Genomic DNA, 19,080 nt, shown 5'->3' on the forward strand with positions numbered 1-19,080 from the left:
GTCAATACTTTGCTAGATTACTTGCAGAATTGAGATTAAAGATTTTAATTAGGAGGACAACATGAATAAAAATGATAAACGATATATTCAAACAGAGAATCTAATTCTAAAGGTTTTTTCTGAATTAGTTTATGAAAAAAGCTTTGATAGAGTAACAGTTAGAGATATAACTAAAGCTGCAGGAATAAGCAGAGGAGCTTTTTATATCCATTATGAAGATAAATATGATTTGTTATCCCATTGTGAAAATACAGCTTTAAATGAATTAAAACTGATATCTTATGATATGAACAAACTTGAAAATGCTCCTGATGAAGAGGACTTTAAACACTTTTTCACTGAAATTATTTGCTATTATAGAGATAATTACAAGCTGGCAAAGTCACTTTTAGGTGAGAATAGAAGTTCAGAACTTCAAGAATGGATAAAAACTAATCTTGGAAACAACATCTTTAACTTTTATTGTAAGATAACTGGTAAAGATAAATTGCCTATATCTAGAGAATACTTATCTTCATATCTCTATTACGCTCATTTAGGTATTATCTCTGAATGGTTTAATTGTGGAATGAAGGAACCTCCTGAAAAAATTGCTGATATTATAACTAAATTGTCCTTTAGTGGTGTTTTCAATTTATCTGATGACTAGCAGCTGTAACACTCCCCTCGCACTCTGTGAAAGCGATTCACACAAAATCTAAGATTTTGGTTCTCTGCTTTTCTTTAAGTGTGAGATACCAGCTGCACGTCCTCAGATAATTCATCTAAACTTAGTGGGAGAAACAAACTCCCACTAAGTAAGATTCATTGATAAAAAAATAATGGCACTAAGTGTTATTAATGCCATGATTCCATAATTTATTATACAGTTTTAATATTTGTCTATGTTTTAAATGAATGTTGAAATTTGATATAACTACGTGAGTATGCTATATTCAATGGAAAGAGGGCATGACTATGGCAAATTCTAATACTATAATAGAAGCAATAAAGAGATTATCTAATGATTTATCATTAGAACACAAACGTATTAAAAGAGGTAAACATAAAGAAGGTATTTATCATATTCAACACATTAATGCTGTTCATAGCAAATTAAAAAAGTGGATAGATAGGTTTAATGGCGTTGCAACCAAATATATCAGTAATTATATGTACTGGTTCAAATGGCTTGAACTATTTGAAAATGATAAAGAAGCAGTAAAAGTAAAGAATTTTATGGTTCAATGTAATGTAGCACATGCTTATACAAAGACAGCAGACTTTAGAGAAAGAGAGCCAATATTTGCATAAGCATATACATTATCTTGAAATTAATATTATAATTAGAATATAGATAAACTATAATTTATTACACAATTGTAAAAAAACGAGACGTAAGGGAACTTTTTGGAGTCCCCTTAAAAAGTAATATATTATCAAACTAGAATAAATAGAATCAATTTATTTTTCATAATAATATTTTATTATCTTTCTTCTTCATTTCTGAATTCTAAGATATCGCCAGGCTGACAATCCAGTGCTTTACATATTGCTTCTAACGTTGAAAACCTTATAGCTTTTGCCTTTCCATTTTTCAATATAGAAAGATTAGCCATTGTTATTCCAACTTTTTTAGTAAGTTCTGTTACACTCATTTTTCTTTTAGCTAACATGACATCAATATTAATTATAATTGCCAAACAATTCACCTCTATACTGTTAAATCATTTTCTGATTTTATATCTATGGCTTCTTTTAAAAGCTTTTGGAGGACGGCTGCAAAGACTGCAATTACCACTGAAGTGAAGCTTGAAACCATCGCCATTATTACGAGTCCTGGGAAATCATGTTTTTGGCTATAAGATATACAAACTGGCAATATTGTTGTATAAAATATACTTATTGAGATTGCACAGTATTTGATATTCTTTAAAGCTTTTACAGATAGTTCCGAGAAAGCATTACTCTTATCAATGTAGCATAATAGTTTAAAAGTTTGATATAAAGCAAAATAAAAGGGTATAACTGTTACATATATACCTATTATAATAGGATATAGTATTAGCTCATGATTATTTGGATTTAATGGATACTTGTATAAATCAAACAATCCAAATATACCAAGGGCAAGAACAGGAGTTCCAATAAGTATAACGGCTATTTTTAAAAAAAGTGTTGATTTAAGTCTCATAAAGAGCACCCTCTCTTATTTGTTATTATTTCATTTTAGCACACTATTTATCGTAAATCAATAAAACTTTAATGATTATTAATATATTATTATTGTATTAATGTCCTTTTAATTTAAGACTCTATTAAAGAATTGTGTTGAGAATTGACTACAATCCGTAAAATTAAGTATATGTCTCTTTCTTTTTTAAAAATCTACTATATATTTAAATAAATGCAGTAGATTTGTTAGGTTCATAATATTCTTAAAAGGTGAATTAAGGGAAGTCATAATGGCTTCCCTCAAAAATTTATATGATTTCAACACTATTTTAAAACATAGCCTAATATTTTAATGATGAAACAATCTAACATTCGAACAAGCCATTACCATATCATATTCATTACATGACTCTATTACTACAGCATCCCTTATAGAACCACCGGGCTGAACAATGTATTTAACTCCACTTTGTGACGCCCTATCTATATTATCTCTAAAAGGAAAGAATGCATCTGATCCCAAGGCAACTCCTTTTAAGCTTAAAAGCCATTCTGCTTTTTCTTCCTTAGTCAGTCTTTCTGGAATCTCTTTAAGTATATCTTTCCAGCCTTTAGTCTCCATAGGCGTAACATCATCTCTTAAAAATTGATCAATTACATTATCTCTTTCTGCTCTTGAAACACCGTCTTTAAAAGGTAAATTTAGTACTGAAGGATGCTGTCTTAAATACCAAAGGTCGGCTTTTGATCCAGCAAGTCTTGTACAGTGTATTCTTGACTGTTGACCGGCTCCAACACCAATAGTTTGACCATCCAAAGCAAAACAAACAGAATTAGACTGAGTATATTTTAATGTTATCATTGAAATAAGCAAATCTCTTTTTGCTTCATCGGTTATATTTTTATTATCAGTTACTATATTATCAAGCATTTCCTCTTTTATATTAATGTTATTTCTCTTCTGTTCAAAGGTCATACCATATATCTGTCTTCTTTCTATAGCCCTTGGTTCATAGTCAGGATCCATCTTAATTATGCAGTATTTTCCCTTTTTCTTTTTCATTAAAATCTCTAGAGCCTCATCTGTATAGCCTGGAGCAATTATACCATCTGAAACAGATTTGCTTAAAATCATTGCAGTAGGTAAATCAACAATGTCACTTATAGCAGCCCAATCACCATAGGAGGAAACTCTATCTGCACCTCTGGCTCTTGCATAAGCACAAGCCACAGAAGATAATTCTATATCCTCAACAAAATATGCCTTTTTTAATGCATCGCTAAGTGGCACCCCCACTGCTGCACCTGCTGGACTTACATGCTTAAAAGAAGCCGCTGCTGGTAATCCTGTTGCCTTCCTTAACTCTTTTACTAATTGCCAAGAATTAAAAGCATCCATTAAATTTATGTAACCTGGCTTACCATTTAAAATTTCAAAGGGCAAAGACTTATCCTCTGTATAAATTCTTGCTGGACTTTGATGTGGATTACATCCGTATTTAAGTGTAATTTCTGAATCTTTCATAATAATAGCCTCCAAAAAACCGCCTGAGTAAATAATAAACTTACCCAGACGGTCGATATTTTTCTCAGGCATATGAAAATAAATAACAAGGCAAAGATACGAGGTATATTTTGTGTAATACAAGGAAACAGGTTCTGATGATAGTGAGCTATCAGAAGGTTCTGCTGACGCAGTATGACGCAAAATAGACTAGTATACTGACTGGTTATTTTTTGAATATGCCTAGACTCATGTTCCCTATGGTTATTTCCATTTCCGCCAGTTACATGATTCTTTTATTAATTTTTATTAAAAGTATATTATATATATTTTGCTATGTCAAATGTAAGCATTTGTATGTTCTTACTACTTACTCCCTATTTTATTTATCTAAAACTTAATATTGACTTAGCCATATTTAAATGATACCATCTTATTGAACAGTGTTTAATAATTAAACCAAGTTTAAAAGGAGCTATAAATATGGGTACAAAAGAACGTAAAGAACGCGAAAAAGATGAACATCGAGAGCTTATTCTCAATGCAGCAAGTGAAATTATAGCAAAAGAAGGTTTGGAAAAGCTTTCTATCAGAAAAATTGCTGCCAAGATAGAATACTCCCCAGCAATTATATATCACTATTTTCACGATAAAGAAGAAATAATAAATACTATTATGAAAAAGAGTTATGAAAAAATACTAAAAGTATTATCCTCTCCAGAAGTTTCAGAGGATAGCCCTAAAGATAAAATTAAACATTTACTAAGTAAATATATATACATGGCTTTAGAAATGCCTGAGGAATATAAAACTATACTTCTTAACAGTTCACCTGAAGTCCTTGAACACACTTCAGTGCTTTTTAAAGGTGCTTCTATGAAAAGAAAAGCTTTAGGAATACTGTGTCAATCTTTGAAAGACATCTATATAGACAAAGACATTGATAATAGTGTCATTGAACTAACTGCACAAGTAATATGGACGTCCACCTTTGGACTTATATTAAGACTTATAGTTGAAAAAGATCTTCCTAAAAAGCAAAGAAAAATGGTTATTGACCACCATATAAATCTTATAGTAGACGGCATAATACTTGGAAAATCCTTAACTAGCTACTGTCAGTCATAATCTTCAATTTAGGCCTATACCATATTCGGCAAATAATCCTCATAAGTATTGATATCACTAAATTTACTCATAAAAATTTTTTATAAATGAAATTAAGTATTATCAATAGTTTGCTTGATTACTTGTCAAACTAAAGTTAACTATATCAATTATTATAAAGGGGGAATTTACTATGAAATATAAAAAGATTATTACCATTCTAGTTATTTGTATTGCAGTTTTATCACTATTTACTTCTGTTTATGGAATATTCTCAACTGGTGGTAATGGTAGATATACTATAACTTCTTTTTATGGTAATACCGTATCAATATATGGCAATGGATTATACCGCAATGATTCAGTCTCCGTTGCTTTACAAGGTATAGCTCAAGATATAGTTACAGTAATTTTAGGAATTCCCCTGCTAATAGTTCCACTATATTTTTCAAGGAAAGGTTTATTAAAAGGAAGATTCCTACTTTCAGGAACCTTAGCATACTTTTTATATACCTATACTTCCTATTCATTTCTTTGGATGTATAATTCACTATTTTTAATTTATGTGATACTTATGTCCACAAGTTTTTTTGCCTTTTTAATGACAATGATGTCCTTTGATATAGAAAACTTACCCCTTTGTTTTAATGAAAAACTACCAGTAAAATTTTTAGGAGGTTTTTTCATATTTATTGGAATATCCATTGGCCTCCTGTGGCTTGGAAGAATTATACCACCACTTTTAGCCCACAGTATACCCCCTAGTCTGGAACACTATACCACTTTACCAATTCAAGCATTAGACCTTGGCTTTATTGTACCTATTTCAATCATATCTGGAGTACTTATAATAAAGAGACGACCTTTTGGATATCTTTTATCCGCTGTAATAACTATTAAGGGAATAACTATGCTCACTTCAATTACAGCCATGATAATTGGACAAATTTTAGTAGGGGTAAAGGTAAGTTTTACAGAGCTAGTCATATTTCCTGCTTTTAATGTGATAATAATATACTGTATGTTTCTTATTATGAAGAATATAAAGGAGTGAACAAAAATGAAAACACTTATTATTTATGCAACAAAACATGGTTTTGCAGAAAAGTGCAGCAAACTTCTAAAAGATAAACTTTCTGGTGAAGTTATAACTGTAAATATCAAAAAGGATACTATGCCGAATATATCCTCCTTCGATAAAATTATCATTGGTGGTTCTATTTACATGGGAAAAATTCGAAAGGAAATAAATAAATTTTGTACAGAAAATCTTGATGCGCTGAAAAGTAAGAAATTAGGGTTATTTATTTGTGGTATGCAAAAAGATAATATTGAAACTGAAATAGCCACTTCTTTTCCAAATGATTTATTAACTCATGCCTCTGTTAAAGAATCCTTTGGAGGTGAATTTATATTAAAAAATATGAATCCTCTAGAAAGATTTATAATAAAAATGGTGGCTAAAACAAAAAGTGATGTGTCTAGTATTTCTGAGGAAAGTATAGATAAGCTCGCAAGGATAATGGATGCTCTTTAGAAAAAACTGAATATACTTTTAAGATTTATTGTCCTCAAACAGCTTTTTCATTATCTCAATAAAAGTCTCAGGGAGCTTTATACTTATACCATGCCCACATTGTGGAATTATTATAAACTTACTATTAATTGAATTTTTATGTATTAGCTCTGCTGATTTTTTCATACTGCTATACTCTCTATTTCCGCACATAACAATAATATCAGCTTTATTATTTTTAAAGTTAGTTGGTAAAGTATATCTAAAATAGGCCGTAATCATATTAATTATAGATTGTTTTGATATTTTATTACCATCTACATAATAATTTTGAAACATACTTTTAGGAATACATATTTGTTTTGCCAGTAGTTTGGAAAACCATTTTCTTTTAATTAAGAAATAGGTTAGCGTAACAAATATCTTGCTAAGCTTCTCAGTGACTCTTATTGGAATAACTATTGCACTTTCAATAATAGCCTTCTTAGCAATATTAGGATTCTTAGATAAAATCTCCACTATTGTTTCAGCACCTGTTGATATACCACAAATAGCAAATACTTTTCCATTAAAATTTTGTTCAATATAGTCTATAATTTCTTTTGCACATTTCTCTATGCTATGAAAAGTAACATTAGCTGCATCTCCATTACCATCAAGAATTGGTGTTACAATATAATACTTATCTTTAAATGCCTGAATTTCAGGTTTCCACATCCAATAGGATAATCCTGCACCATGAATCAGTATTATTACAGGATTTCTTTTATCTCCAAAACACTTGAATATCATAATTATCTACTCCATACTAAATATTTTAGATTTAGGCATCTTCAAATAAATAACTAGTCAGTATACTAGTCTATTTTGAATTATACTACGTTAACAGAACCTTCTGATAGCACTACTATCATCAGAACCTGTTTCCTTGTATAATTCAAAATATTCGTCGCATCTTTGACTTGTTATTTATTTTCACATGCCTTATTATAATTTACTATCTTTATTATTCTCTAATTTATCTAAAATAGTATCTATCTCTTTATTTCTATTAATAAAATTTTTAAACACTGGTATTGCATACATATTTATACCTCTTCTTTATATTACATTCTAAAATTATTTATAATACTTGTAATATCTTAATACTTTATATTTCTTTTATTAAATCATGCCTCTGTTAAAGAATCTTTTGGAGATTAATAAAATCCTATTTATAATAGCTTCATTTTTTACAAACTTATGTAAATAATCTAACCATTTATATTTTAAAGTAGTCATTTTTTCTATTTATTTACCAAGAAAAAGTTATAATAAAAATATAAAGAGGACCATACCTAGACTTGCGTAAATCAAATCCATGTAGGGTCCCTTTATTTCTACATTTAATTATTCAACATGAGCACTTCTAAAGAACATCCATCCAAGTGGTGACATGTTTACACCTTTAACATTTGGTTTTATCATGTATGGTATTGACATATGATATGCAGGTATTACAGGCATATCAGCTAGCAGTATTTTTTCAGCCTCATGAAGATACTCTGATCTTTTTTGTTTATCATTTTCTTTTTCTGCATTATTTACAAGCTCATCATATTTAGGGTTAGAATATTTAGCCCAGTTATTTGGTGAATCTGTAACAAAAATATCAAACATTGGACCTGGGTCAAAGAAGTCTGAAAGCCAACCAAGGTTAGCCATTTCATAATTACCTTGTTTTAATTGTGATACGAATACCTTTGATTCTATTGGTTTAAGAGTTACATTTATACCTAGGTTCTGCTTCCACATATTTTGTAGTGCCTCTGCATAGGATTGGTCAACTGGACTACCTGCTGAATAGCTATATTCAAGTGTTGGCAATCCCTTCCCCTCTGGATATCCTGCTTCTGCTAAAATCTTTTTAGCCTTCTGCACATCAGCTTTACTCTCTAAGAATTTTCCTCCATTTGTTCTAAAATCTTTAGTTCCAAAAGTATCAGGGGTTGTTGGTGGAATATATGCTTCTGCAGCTTTTTGACCGCCCTTTAATACTGTGTTAACTAGAGCATTTCTATCTAATGCTAAAGATAGGGCTTCTCTAACCTTTGGATTATCAAATGGCTTTTTAGTCTGATTGAGAATTACAAATTTCGTTCCAATTTCCATCTTAACTGTAGCTTGTTTTGATGATAAAAGAGTTGGAAGTTGTGAAGATGGAATCAATGAAGTTAAATCTAACTGTCCAGATTTATATGCTGCCAAAGCAGTATTTTCATTAGTTATCATAGTAAGTTTTAACTTCTGAAGCTTAACATTTTTTGCATCCCAATAATTTGGATTTTTTTCAAGTTGTATATAATCATTATGTTTCCATTGTGTTATTTTAAATGGACCATCAACTACAAGATTCTTTACATCAGTTGACCATCCATTAGGATTGCTTTCAACAAGACTTTTCTTTACTGGAAGCATTAAATGCCATGAAAGTATATCTAAGAAGTATGGAACAGTATAATCTAAGTCAATTTCTAAAGTATTTTTATCAAGTGCTTTCACTCCTACATCTTCTGATTTAGCTTTTCCTTTATTAAAAGCTTCACCATTTTTTATGCTATATCCATAATATGCATAAGAAGAACCAGTTTTAGGATCTAAAACTCTTAATATACCATATCTAAAGTCCTCTGCTGTAAGTTCAGAACCATCTGACCATTTTAATCCATCTCTTAAATGGAATATGTATTTAAGTCCATTGTCCTTAACCTCCCAGCTCTTTGCAAGTCCTGGCTCAGTTTTGTTATCATCACCTATCCTTGTTAGTCCTTCAAAAATATTATATATTATTGAAGAACCTCTTGCCTCATAATTTACTGCTGGATCAATTGATTTTGGTTCTGCTCCTAAATTTGCAGTTAATGTTTGGGCTTTTGTATTACTAGCTGATTTTTGTTTGCTTGAACCACATCCCGCAAGTAAAGATGTAGTCATTATTGCAGCCAAAAGTGATACCATTGTCTTTTTCATTAAATTCTTTTTCATTTTGATCATCCCTTTCAAATTTAATTTTCTTATTCTTTAAATATTATTAATTAAATGGCATGCAACCTTATGGTTGTTACCACAATCTTTTAATTCTGGTGCTATCTCACTACATACTTTTTTAGCATACTTACATCTTGTATGAAATTTACATCCTGAAGGTGGATTAATAGGACTTGGTATTTCCCCTTCAAGCATTATCCTTTTTCTCTCTTTTGCTTTTCTAGGATCTGGTAGTGGAATAGCTGATAAAAGTGACTGAGTATATGGATGAACTGGATTTTTATATAATTCATCACTTTCTGCTATTTCAACAATACCTCCAAGATACATAACTCCAATATTATCACTTATGTGTTTAACCATAGAAAGATCGTGTGCTATAAACAAATAGGTAAGATTAAGTCTATTTTTTAAATCTTCTAAGGTGTTTATAATCTGAGCCTGTATTGAAACATCCAGTGCGGAAATTGGTTCATCACATATAATAAATTCTGGCTCTACTGCAAGTGCTCTTGCTATTCCAACCCTCTGTCTTTGGCCACCAGATAATTCATGTGGATACCTGTTTCCATGCTCTGAATTAAATCCAACTATATTTAATAGTTCTTTAACTTTTTCTTTTCTTTCCTCTTTTGTATAGAGATTGTGTACATCTAATGGAGTTTTTATAATTTCTGAAATAGTCATACGTGGATTCAAAGATGCATATGGATCCTGAAATATCATTTGCATACACTTTCTAATTGGTTTTATTTCCTTTTGGGATATATTCGCAATATCCTGATTCCTAAATATTATATTTCCAGCTGTTGGATCATATATTCTTGCTATGGTTCTACCTGTAGTAGTCTTACCACATCCACTTTCCCCTACAAGACCAAGAGTTTCACCTTTATTAATTTTGAAATTTACATTGTCTACAGCCTTTACAACCTGCTTCTTACCTCCAAAAATTCCCAATTTTTTAGTAAAATACTTATTAAGATTTTTTACCTCTAGTATTGTTTCCATTACATCACCCCATTTTCATATCTTTATTTACCAACCAGCATCTAACTTCGTGATTATCTTCTAAACAAACAGTTTCTGGTTTTTTAACAAGACATATCTTCATCGCATGTGGACATCTTGGACTAAATGGGCATCCTTTGGGAGGATTTAACAGGTTTGGTGGCTGACCTTCAATTGGAATAAGTCTCTTCTTAACAAGTTCGTCTGGATTTGGTACGGAACGCAATAACCCTTTTGTATATGGATGTTTTGGATTATAAAAAATATGTTCTACTGAGCCGCGCTCCATTATGCTTCCAGAATACATAACCATTATATTATCTGCCAAATCGGCAACTACACCCAAATCATGAGTAATTAATATTATTGATGATTTAAGATCTTTTTGGAATTTCTTCATAAGCTCCATTACTTGAGCTTGAATTGTTACATCAAGTGCTGTAGTTGGCTCATCTGCAATTATCAACTTAGGATTACAGGCAAGTGCCATAGCTATAATAACTCTTTGCCTCATACCACCTGAAAACTCATGCGGAAAACAGTTCATTCTATTCTTTGCATCAGGTATTCCAACAAGATTAAGCATTTCTATTGCCTTTTTGTTAGCCTCACTTTTAGAAAGCTTTAAGTGCTTCATTATTGGTTCTCTCAATTGATATCCAATTTTAAACACAGGATTTAATGAAGTCATTGGGTCCTGAAATATCATTCCTATTTTGGAACCTCTAATAGTACTCATATATTTATTGTCTTTATCTACAATATCTTCTCCATCTATAAGTATCTGTCCACCAACTATTTTGCCTGTATTTCCAAGCAATTTAAGTATTGATAGAACTGTAATACTTTTACCACTGCCTGACTCTCCAACAATTCCAAGAACTTCACCTTTTTTAAGTTTGAAAGATACATCATTTACTACTTTCACTTCTCCTGCTGGTGTAAAAAAGGATGTTTTTAAATTATTTACTTCAATAATATTTTCCATATAGACTACCTACCTTTTAAGCCTTGGATCTAATGCATCTCTTAAGCCATCACCAAGAAAATTAAATGCTAAAATAGTTATTGTTATAGCAGCTGCCGGGAAAAATAGCTGATAAGGATAAATTTCAAGTGAACCTATAGCCTGATTTGTAAGAACGCCCCAGCTTGCCATAGGTGCCGAAACTCCAAGTCCTACAAAGCTTAAGAAAGCTTCATTAAAAATAGCACTTGGTATAGACAATGTTAACGTTACAATTATAGGTCCCATAGCATTTGGTATAAGTTCTCTAAGCAAAATCCTTTTTTTTGAAGCTCCAACAACTTGGGCTGCTAAAACAAATTCTTCATGTTTTAATTTAAGTATCTCTCCTCTTACTATACGTGCCATTCCAACCCAATAGGATATTCCTAAAGTTAAAAATATACTCTTAAGTCCTGGTCCTATTATTACCATAAGAAGTATTACATATATCATACTTGGTATACTATAGAGAATATCTACAATTCTCATCATTATAATATCCGCCTTGCCTCCTAAAAGACCACTAATACCACCATAGAGTACACCAATGGTAAGACTTATGAAACTTGCAACAAATCCTATACTTAAGGATATTCTAGCTCCGTACATAGTTCTCACAAAAAGATCCCTTCCAAGGTTATCAGTTCCAAAAGTATGCTGTAAACTAGGCCACTGATTTGCTTGATTTAAATCCTGGAAATCATAAGTATACTTACTAAAAATCGGAGAAAATATAGCAAATACTATTATTATTACTATTATTATAAGACCGGTTAGAGCCATTTTATCTTTTCTAATTCTATTCCATACATCATGCCAATAACTTATGCTTGGTTTAAAAAATTCATTATTCCTTTTTTCTTCTTCAGTTGCTGGAGAGTACATTTCTTTTTCATTAGATAAATCTTCCATATATTCTCCTCCTCTATTCTAAATTTATTCTTGAATCCAATATGGCATATAATATATCTACTATTAGATTGCAAGTTATAAGTAAAAAGCTATAAAATATTGTTACTCCAACTATAGTTGTATAATCACGATCTTGAATGCTTGTTACAAAATATGTACCAATCCCAGGTATTGAAAATACTTGTTCAACTACAAAGCTTCCAGTTAAAATGCCTGCTATAAGTGGACCCATATAGGTAAGAACTGGCATCAGCGCGTTTCTAAGCGCATGTACAAATATAACTTTATTCTCTAGCATACCTTTTGCTCTAGCTGTTCTTATATAATCCTGCTGTATTACCTCCAGCATACTTGACCTTACTATTCTTGAAATATAGGCCATTGGAAATCCTGCTAACGTTACTGCTGCCGGTATCATGTCTTTAAAGGATGTAGTTACACCCACCGAAATAATTTTAAGCTTTAGAACCAAAATGTAAATAAGTATTGTAGCTATTACGAAATTAGGTATTGTTACACCAACAATAGAAAATACAGATGTAATTTTATCCCAAATCGTTCCTCTTTTAATTGCCGCTATTACCCCCAGTGGAATTCCTACTACAAGAGCAATTAGTATTGCCAATGCTCCTATCTTTGCCGAGACAGGAAAACTTTCAGCTATTATGTCATTCACAGTTCTTCCCTCATATTTTAGCGATGGTCCAAGATTAAGTCTTGCGGCATCTGCTACATAACTAATATATTGTTTATACAATGGATCATTAAGTTTATACTTTTCCATAACTGTCTGCATTACTTCTGGTGGTATATTTTTTTCATCTGTAAATGGCCCACCAGGTATAGCCCTAATTAAGAAAAATGTAATACTCATTACTACAAATAAAGTTAAAACACTTGCAGCAACTCTTTTAATAATATATTTACCCACATTTAAACCTCCTTACCACTCTTTTATTAATACCTCAAAAATAACACTTAGTATCTTATAAAGCAATTTTTGTGCCAAATTTTTCGAAAAAAAAATTAATTATTTTTTAAAATTTTATTAATCATTGATAGATTATTATTTTTTTAATATTGAGAAATGCTGATAAAGCATAGTCTTTTGTACTATTCTTATATAAATACTATGTTTTTAAAAATTACTGATATATTATTAATTGAAAATTCATAATGGCTAAATGTTAATAAAAGCAGCATAATAACGCTCTTTTTTTAGCATTTAATAGGTTCAACAGGTTCAATTTATATCCTATTTTCCGCCTAATTAATATTTTTTTATTTACCCTTAACCATCTTTTGATTAAAATTGAATCTAATAAATAAAACTCATAATTGATTTCATTAATGACTTTTTAGTTGATGAATAAATCATTATAATATGACGTAATGTTGTCAAGTTAGAATTATTATAATTAACCTATAATTAAAAATCAGCTATAAAACATATAAAGCAACAAAATTGAGGAGATGTTACTATGCATATTAAATTACCCAAAACTATCGATACTTTTATCAAATCGAAAAATGAACATGACAACCATACATTTATTTCTTGTTTCACAGACAATGCGGTTGTACAAGATGAAGGACAGAATATCTGTGGTACTAAGGCCATCAAGGAATGGAATGAAAAAACTACTGCACAATTTAATGACACATTAGAAGCTGTAAAATTGGTAGAAAAAGATGAAAATATTATACTTACTGCAACGGTTTCTGGCAACTTCGATGGAAGCCCCGTAGATCTAGACTTTTATTTTAATCTAAGCAATGGAAAGATTAGTTCTTTAAAAATCCTAGTTACTGAAGAATAGTAATACAGATTGAATTGACCATACTACATAGATTATATGTAGTCTATGTATAAACGTAGATATGTCAAGGGCATTTATACCTTGTACACGAGATATAAAACCAAAACCCTATGCAATGGAATTTTAAGCCGTGGTGATTATAGATTATGAACTTTTTGAAGCAGGAATCTCCAACTTTTATACGTTGGAGTAATTTGCCACTTCATAACCTTCATTAATCAACGACTCCACGGCATTATCTATATCCTTATGTTTAACAAGAATATAGTCCGTAATGGAAAAAATTACACCCCTGGGGTGAATTGTATTACTATTTATCTTCATGAATTGAAAGCCATGCCAAAACATCACCAACAACTTCATCTTTATTAATTTCATTTAACATATCATGTCTTCCATCTTTATAAAGCTTAAATGTAATATCTTTTAATCCCAGTGATTTATAGGTTTCAACTAGTCTTTTTACTCCCTTACCACAATTACCTATAGGATCTTTTTCACCTGAGAAAATATATATAGGTAAATCTTTAGGAACAGTTTTTAAATTTTCCTTATTTTCTATTTCTATTAGACATTTGAAGAACTCATAATAAAAGCTGCAAGTAAGTATATTCCCACAAAATGGATCTGCAATATACTTGTCCACTTCTTTCTCATCTCTACTTAACCAATCAAATTCTGTTCTGTTTGGTTTAAATACATTATTATATCGTTTAAAAATTATATTATGCAACCTTTGACTTTTTGCTCTTGGTCCTTTTTTCTTCATTGCTAATTTAGAAACAAGTAGCCCTTCCTTTAATATAAGTCCTTGTCTACCATTAGAACCATAAAGTATAGCTCCTTTTAATTCATTTCCATATAGCATTATATATCGCTGAGTAAGAAAAGATCCCATACTATAACCTAATAAAAATATTGGCAGATTCTTATTTTCATTTTTTATAATATCAGTAAGAGTATGCATATCCTTAACTAACCATTGAAAGTCGTCTTTTTCTGCCACATAACCAACATTTTCTATACTCTTTGCAGTTTTGCCATGACCTCTATGATCATTAATATAAACAATGTATCCATTGTCCGTTAACACTTTTGCAAATCTTTCGTACCTTGCAGCTGTTTCCGCCATACCATGAACTATCTGCAGAATTCCTTTAACATTAATGTTTTCTTCTGGTTCCCACTTATAAACATAAATTTCCAGACTATCTCCACTAGTAAAAGTAAAATTTGTTAATTTCATTTTACACCTTCCTATAATTAAAATAATTCCCTTAAGTATAAAATATATTAAAACCTATATAAAAATAGCCCTTATTCTACACATAAAATTCCTCTTTATCTTCAAGTCTAATACATGCTAATTTTCCCTTTGCTTCTGAAAAGACACATCCGCAGTCTATATAATAAGTATCATTTACATTCAGTATCTTTACATTTTCATAGCTGTTATTAATAATCTGAACTGGAGTATGTCCACAAATGATATTATAACCTTCTATTTTTTTCTCATGACCTATACTGTCCCTATACCATAGTAATATTTCTTCATCCTGAATATCCATTATTTCTTTTAAGGATAGCTTGTAATATTCAGTTGGCAGCCTTATTCCAGCATGAACTAATATATTATTATCCACTACTTCATATAATGGAAGGCTAGAAATATATTTGTATAATGAATCATAGAATTCTACTCCTCTTTTCATTATTTCAATGTAAGTTCTTTGCCCACCATTCATAAACCAAGAAATATCATATCCATGGCCATTCGCTCTATTCACATAAAATCTTTCATACATTTGTTCATGATTACCCTTTATAAGTTGTATGTTATTGTGATCTCTAATATAATCTAATATATCAAGAGGTCTCTTACCCCTATCAAATATATCTCCTATTATATACAATTCATCATCATTACAAAAGTTTATAAGCTTTAACATTTCAATAAATTTTTCATAGCATCCATGAATATCACTCATTGCATATTTGCTCATTTTTCTCACCAGACCTTAAGTAACATTTTTAGAATATTATAGTTTCTTTTTCATAATAATAGTAGGTATCCTTTTACCCGTCCAATTTAATTCTAAATTATTTGATTCCTATTTAATAATGAGACCTAGTATAGTAGAAAGAGAAACTGCTTGCATAGTGGTAACTATAGCACCATTAACATCAGCAATATTTACTCCCATACCTTCAATATCACAACTAGTAAAATCTATTCCTTTAAGATTTGTGAAGTTCATTTGAGCATGAAGTAGATTACATTCTTGAAATTCAACTTTTGAAAATATGGAATTTTGAAAATCTGAAGATCGTAATTGACATTGAAGGAATGCAACTTGCTTACAATTAGAATAGCTAAAAAAAGCATATTGGCCATTGCAATTTTCAAAAACCACATCTCTTAATGTGGCTTCACTTAAATTAATACCAATAATTTTACAATTTATAAATTCCACTCTATCTAATGAAGCTTCATTAAAATCTACATTTGATAAATCACAATTTTGAAATCTCACATCCATGAGCTCTATATGTCTAAAAATTATTTTATTAAAAATAACATTCTTAAATACTACTTGTTTAAAATCCATTCTCTCCGCTTTAAGATTTTCTAAAGAACGATCACTAATTATTCCAAAAGAAAATATATTTTCATCTACTATATCTTCTTTAGATAAATCTATCCTATCTAGATTATCATTAAATTTAGGTCTTAAAACTTTTGTTTTTATTTTCTTGTGTTCCAACATATTCACCTCAATTTTAATTTATAGATTCCTCATCTTTTTCATCTATATAAGAGCCCCTGCATCTTTATCTACAATTACAGCTACAGATGGATGAACCTGTAAAATAGAAGATGGATTTTCAGTGCTTACCTTGCCGCTGAACAATCGTCCTATTATGTCTGCTTTTTTAGTACCTGAAGCCAAAAGTATAATCTTTTTTGCCTTCATTATTTGACCAATTCCAACTGTAATAGCTTTATCTGGAACTTCCTCACCACTTTTAAAGAATCTTGAATTTGCTTTCATTGTTTCTTCTGTTAAATTAGTTAAATGTGTATAAACGCATAATTCTAAAGAAGGTTCATTAAAACCTATATGACCATTACTCCCTACTCCAAGTATTTGAAGGTCCACTCCCCCTGCCTCATTTATCTTATCTTCATAATCACTACATTCTTTTTTTACATCTTCACAGATACCATTGGGAATGAATGTATTATGTTTATCAATATTAATATGATTAAAAAAGTTTTTATCCATAAAATATCTATAGCTTTGTGGATGTGAACCTGAAAGTCCTCTATATTCATCTAAATTAAAACTTTTCACCCTTGAAAAATCAACTAGCTTTTCTCTATTGTATTCTATTAGTTTTTTATACATTCCAATTGGAGTTTCTCCTGTTGCAAGTCCCAGAACACAGTCTGGCTTTTCATTCACAAAGTCAGAAACCATTTTAGCTGCATACTTACTAACTTCATCATAATTATCATACACGTAAAATTCCATTTAAATCCCCTCTTCTCTTGTGATAACCAAAAGTAACATTCTAATCAAGTACTGCATTATACTATTCTTAGTATTGCAAACACCAGCTGTAAGTAAACCTCTAATCTAAGTCATCTTCAAAAAAGTAACCATTCCGTATATTCTAATCAATTTTCGCTTGTTATTTATTTCCAAATGCCTAAATAGATCTTTTTATCATATATAAAACATAGCTAATAACAAAAGAAATTACTGAAAACACCAAGGCTATAATTAAAAATGAGGCTACATAGGCATTATATTTTCCTATTCTCAGCATATAGTCATAAGTATTAATATTGAAATATCTAGCAATAAAATTAATCACTACAATCACTACAAATAAAAATACAAATCCATCTAAGGCACCCTTAATATCAGGTTTACTTAAAGCAATATGCGATGAAACACAAAAAGCCAGTATTATAAATATCCAGAAGCTTATTTTTGTAAGATTAGCTAAAGTAAATATACTTTTTATTAAGCCAATAGAAGCATTCAAATTCCAAGTAATCAATTTTGTATCCAATAGGTTATAGTTCAAGTTACCTTTCAAATGACTCTGAAAGAGTTCAAATGACTGAGGTAAAAGAAAATGTAATCCTATAATCAAAACGAATATTCCACTTATAATTGGTCCTATACCTATAAAAAAGTTTCCCACCCGCTGATATATATTATTAGGATTATAGGAATGTTCCACATATCCTAGTACCCCTGTTCTGCTATTAGTATCAATAAGTTTCATTCTAGTAATTTTATGTCCAAAGATAAGGCACATAGCTGCATGCCCTAGTTCATGAATTGGTGTACCAATAATGGCAAAAGTCATAATTCCCTTTACTCCAAAAGCTCTTTGCATATTGGTATTTGTGCCTTTTTCTAAAGCTCCTAATAAAAATCCTATTACTATTATAAGTGCTGTAAGATAAAATAATTCTATTACACTTGTCTTTAAAATATTTATAAATAAGTCCATTTTGATTCCTCCGTTTAATATCTAGTATATACTACAAAAGCTTTTTTTAATAACATTACAAACATAGATTATATGTAATTTATATACTTTAGGCACATTCAAATATTTCTATTATTATAGCATTAATTTGTTAACAATTTTTTGACAGACAGTATTTAATATCTTAATTTATAATACTTGTCCTGAAATATTCAATTTTTTGTTTACTATAAAGTGTACAAAAATATATAGCTCACTAAAATTAACTAATATAAATGTTAATTTTAGTGAGCTATTGTAAAAAGCCTAAGAAGGCCTATATTAATAATTATTTTCAAAATAATATTTCATAATTCTATTCTATGTTAAAATCAAATAACAAATTATATGCATATTTTAACTCTTTCTATTCTTCTCTTTTTAACTTCTTCTATTTGAAATATTATATTTTCATATTCAATACTCTTTGCTTCATTCTTTTTTGGAATTCTTCCCATATACTACGTGT

The 19,080-nt window shown here is 30.1% G+C and carries 20 protein-coding genes and 1 pseudogene; 6 read left to right on the plus strand and 15 right to left on the minus strand.

Annotated elements, in window-relative coordinates; genetic code table 11:
- Window positions 1-61: 61 nt before the first annotated feature.
- Both RH99_RS13295 and RH99_RS13300 read left to right on the plus strand, forming a co-directional pair.
- Window positions 62-649, plus strand: a complete 588-nt coding sequence (locus RH99_RS13295) for a TetR/AcrR family transcriptional regulator (RefSeq protein ID WP_010239075.1) — start codon at window positions 62-64, stop codon at window positions 647-649.
- A 344-nt stretch (window positions 650-993) separates the two neighbouring features.
- Window positions 994-1,293, plus strand: a pseudogene (locus tag RH99_RS13300) (IS1595 family transposase); the annotation flags it as partial.
- Between the two features lie 173 nt (window positions 1,294-1,466).
- Here the strand turns inward: RH99_RS13300 and RH99_RS13305 are convergent.
- The 3 genes from RH99_RS13305 to RH99_RS13315 all read right to left on the minus strand — a co-directional run bounded on the left by RH99_RS13305 (window position 1,467) and on the right by RH99_RS13315 (window position 3,679).
- A complete protein-coding gene (locus RH99_RS13305; RefSeq protein WP_010239079.1) occupies window positions 1,467-1,682 on the minus strand; it encodes a helix-turn-helix domain-containing protein in 216 nt (71 codons plus the stop codon).
- Window positions 1,683-1,693: 11 nt separating this feature from the next.
- Window positions 1,694-2,173, minus strand: coding sequence for a DUF2975 domain-containing protein (locus tag RH99_RS13310; RefSeq protein ID WP_010239081.1), 480 nt, complete (start codon window positions 2,171-2,173; stop codon window positions 1,694-1,696).
- Window positions 2,174-2,503: 330 nt separating this feature from the next.
- Window positions 2,504-3,679: a phosphoribosylaminoimidazolecarboxamide formyltransferase gene (locus RH99_RS13315; RefSeq protein WP_010239083.1), complete on the minus strand. Its 1,176-nt coding sequence runs from the start codon at window positions 3,677-3,679 to the stop codon at window positions 2,504-2,506.
- A 462-nt stretch (window positions 3,680-4,141) separates the two neighbouring features.
- Between RH99_RS13315 and RH99_RS13320 the strand changes: the two genes are divergently transcribed.
- The 3 genes from RH99_RS13320 (at window position 4,142) to RH99_RS13330 (ending at window position 6,302) form a co-directional block, all read left to right on the plus strand.
- Entirely contained in the window at window positions 4,142-4,786 is a 645-nt protein-coding gene (locus RH99_RS13320) for a TetR/AcrR family transcriptional regulator (RefSeq protein ID WP_010239084.1), read from the plus strand.
- Between the two features lie 172 nt (window positions 4,787-4,958).
- Complete coding sequence (locus RH99_RS13325) at window positions 4,959-5,819, plus strand: hypothetical protein (protein ID WP_010239086.1); 861 nt, start codon at window positions 4,959-4,961, stop codon at window positions 5,817-5,819.
- A 6-nt stretch (window positions 5,820-5,825) separates the two neighbouring features.
- Window positions 5,826-6,302 carry a flavodoxin domain-containing protein gene (locus RH99_RS13330; RefSeq protein WP_010239089.1) on the plus strand — a complete coding sequence of 159 codons (477 nt, stop codon included), beginning with the start codon at window positions 5,826-5,828 and terminating at the stop codon, window positions 6,300-6,302.
- A gap of 18 nt (window positions 6,303-6,320) precedes the next feature.
- Here RH99_RS13330 and RH99_RS13335 read toward each other — a convergent pair whose 3' ends face one another.
- The 6 genes from RH99_RS13335 to RH99_RS13360 form a co-directional block, all read right to left on the minus strand.
- On the minus strand, window positions 6,321-7,073 hold the full coding sequence (locus RH99_RS13335) for an alpha/beta fold hydrolase (RefSeq protein ID WP_010239090.1): 753 nt from the start codon (window positions 7,071-7,073) through the stop codon (window positions 6,321-6,323).
- 597 nt (window positions 7,074-7,670) lie between these two features.
- Entirely contained in the window at window positions 7,671-9,305 is a 1,635-nt protein-coding gene (locus RH99_RS13340; protein ID WP_010239091.1) for a peptide ABC transporter substrate-binding protein, read from the minus strand.
- A 36-nt stretch (window positions 9,306-9,341) separates the two neighbouring features.
- Complete coding sequence (locus RH99_RS13345) at window positions 9,342-10,319, minus strand: ABC transporter ATP-binding protein (RefSeq protein WP_010239092.1); 978 nt, start codon at window positions 10,317-10,319, stop codon at window positions 9,342-9,344.
- 4 nt (window positions 10,320-10,323) lie between these two features.
- The gene (locus tag RH99_RS13350; RefSeq protein WP_010239093.1) at window positions 10,324-11,307 is read right to left on the minus strand and encodes an ABC transporter ATP-binding protein; all 984 of its coding nucleotides are present in this window, start codon (window positions 11,305-11,307) and stop codon (window positions 10,324-10,326) included.
- Between the two features lie 9 nt (window positions 11,308-11,316).
- On the minus strand, window positions 11,317-12,240 hold the full coding sequence (locus RH99_RS13355; protein WP_010239094.1) for an ABC transporter permease: 924 nt from the start codon (window positions 12,238-12,240) through the stop codon (window positions 11,317-11,319).
- A 13-nt stretch (window positions 12,241-12,253) separates the two neighbouring features.
- Window positions 12,254-13,171 carry an ABC transporter permease gene (locus RH99_RS13360; RefSeq protein WP_010239095.1) on the minus strand — a complete coding sequence of 306 codons (918 nt, stop codon included), beginning with the start codon at window positions 13,169-13,171 and terminating at the stop codon, window positions 12,254-12,256.
- Between the two features lie 550 nt (window positions 13,172-13,721).
- Here RH99_RS13360 and RH99_RS13365 point away from each other — a divergent pair.
- Window positions 13,722-14,060 (plus strand): nuclear transport factor 2-like protein, encoded by a 339-nt coding sequence (locus RH99_RS13365; RefSeq protein ID WP_010239096.1) that lies wholly within the window; start codon window positions 13,722-13,724, stop codon window positions 14,058-14,060.
- 310 nt (window positions 14,061-14,370) lie between these two features.
- On the opposite strand, the gene RH99_RS13370 is transcribed toward RH99_RS13365, so the two are convergent.
- The 6 genes from RH99_RS13370 to RH99_RS18675 all read right to left on the minus strand — a co-directional run bounded on the left by RH99_RS13370 (window position 14,371) and on the right by RH99_RS18675 (window position 19,069).
- Entirely contained in the window at window positions 14,371-15,306 is a 936-nt protein-coding gene (locus tag RH99_RS13370) for an alpha/beta hydrolase (protein ID WP_010239097.1), read from the minus strand.
- A 76-nt stretch (window positions 15,307-15,382) separates the two neighbouring features.
- Window positions 15,383-16,063, minus strand: coding sequence for a metallophosphoesterase family protein (locus tag RH99_RS13375; RefSeq protein WP_010239099.1), 681 nt, complete (start codon window positions 16,061-16,063; stop codon window positions 15,383-15,385).
- A gap of 108 nt (window positions 16,064-16,171) precedes the next feature.
- Window positions 16,172-16,825 (minus strand): pentapeptide repeat-containing protein, encoded by a 654-nt coding sequence (locus RH99_RS13380; RefSeq protein ID WP_010239101.1) that lies wholly within the window; start codon window positions 16,823-16,825, stop codon window positions 16,172-16,174.
- 45 nt (window positions 16,826-16,870) lie between these two features.
- Window positions 16,871-17,596 (minus strand): glucosamine-6-phosphate deaminase, encoded by a 726-nt coding sequence (gene nagB, locus RH99_RS13385; protein WP_010239102.1) that lies wholly within the window; start codon window positions 17,594-17,596, stop codon window positions 16,871-16,873.
- A 178-nt stretch (window positions 17,597-17,774) separates the two neighbouring features.
- A complete protein-coding gene (locus RH99_RS13390; RefSeq protein WP_010239103.1) occupies window positions 17,775-18,593 on the minus strand; it encodes a hypothetical protein in 819 nt (272 codons plus the stop codon).
- 362 nt (window positions 18,594-18,955) lie between these two features.
- Window positions 18,956-19,069: a transporter associated domain-containing protein gene (locus tag RH99_RS18675; RefSeq protein ID WP_010239104.1), complete on the minus strand. Its 114-nt coding sequence runs from the start codon at window positions 19,067-19,069 to the stop codon at window positions 18,956-18,958.
- Window positions 19,070-19,080: the final 11 nt, after the last annotated feature.

The organism is Clostridium arbusti SL206, assembly GCF_000246895.1.
In the GTDB taxonomy this organism is placed as follows: Bacteria; Bacillota; Clostridia; order Clostridiales; family Clostridiaceae; genus Clostridium_I; species Clostridium_I arbusti.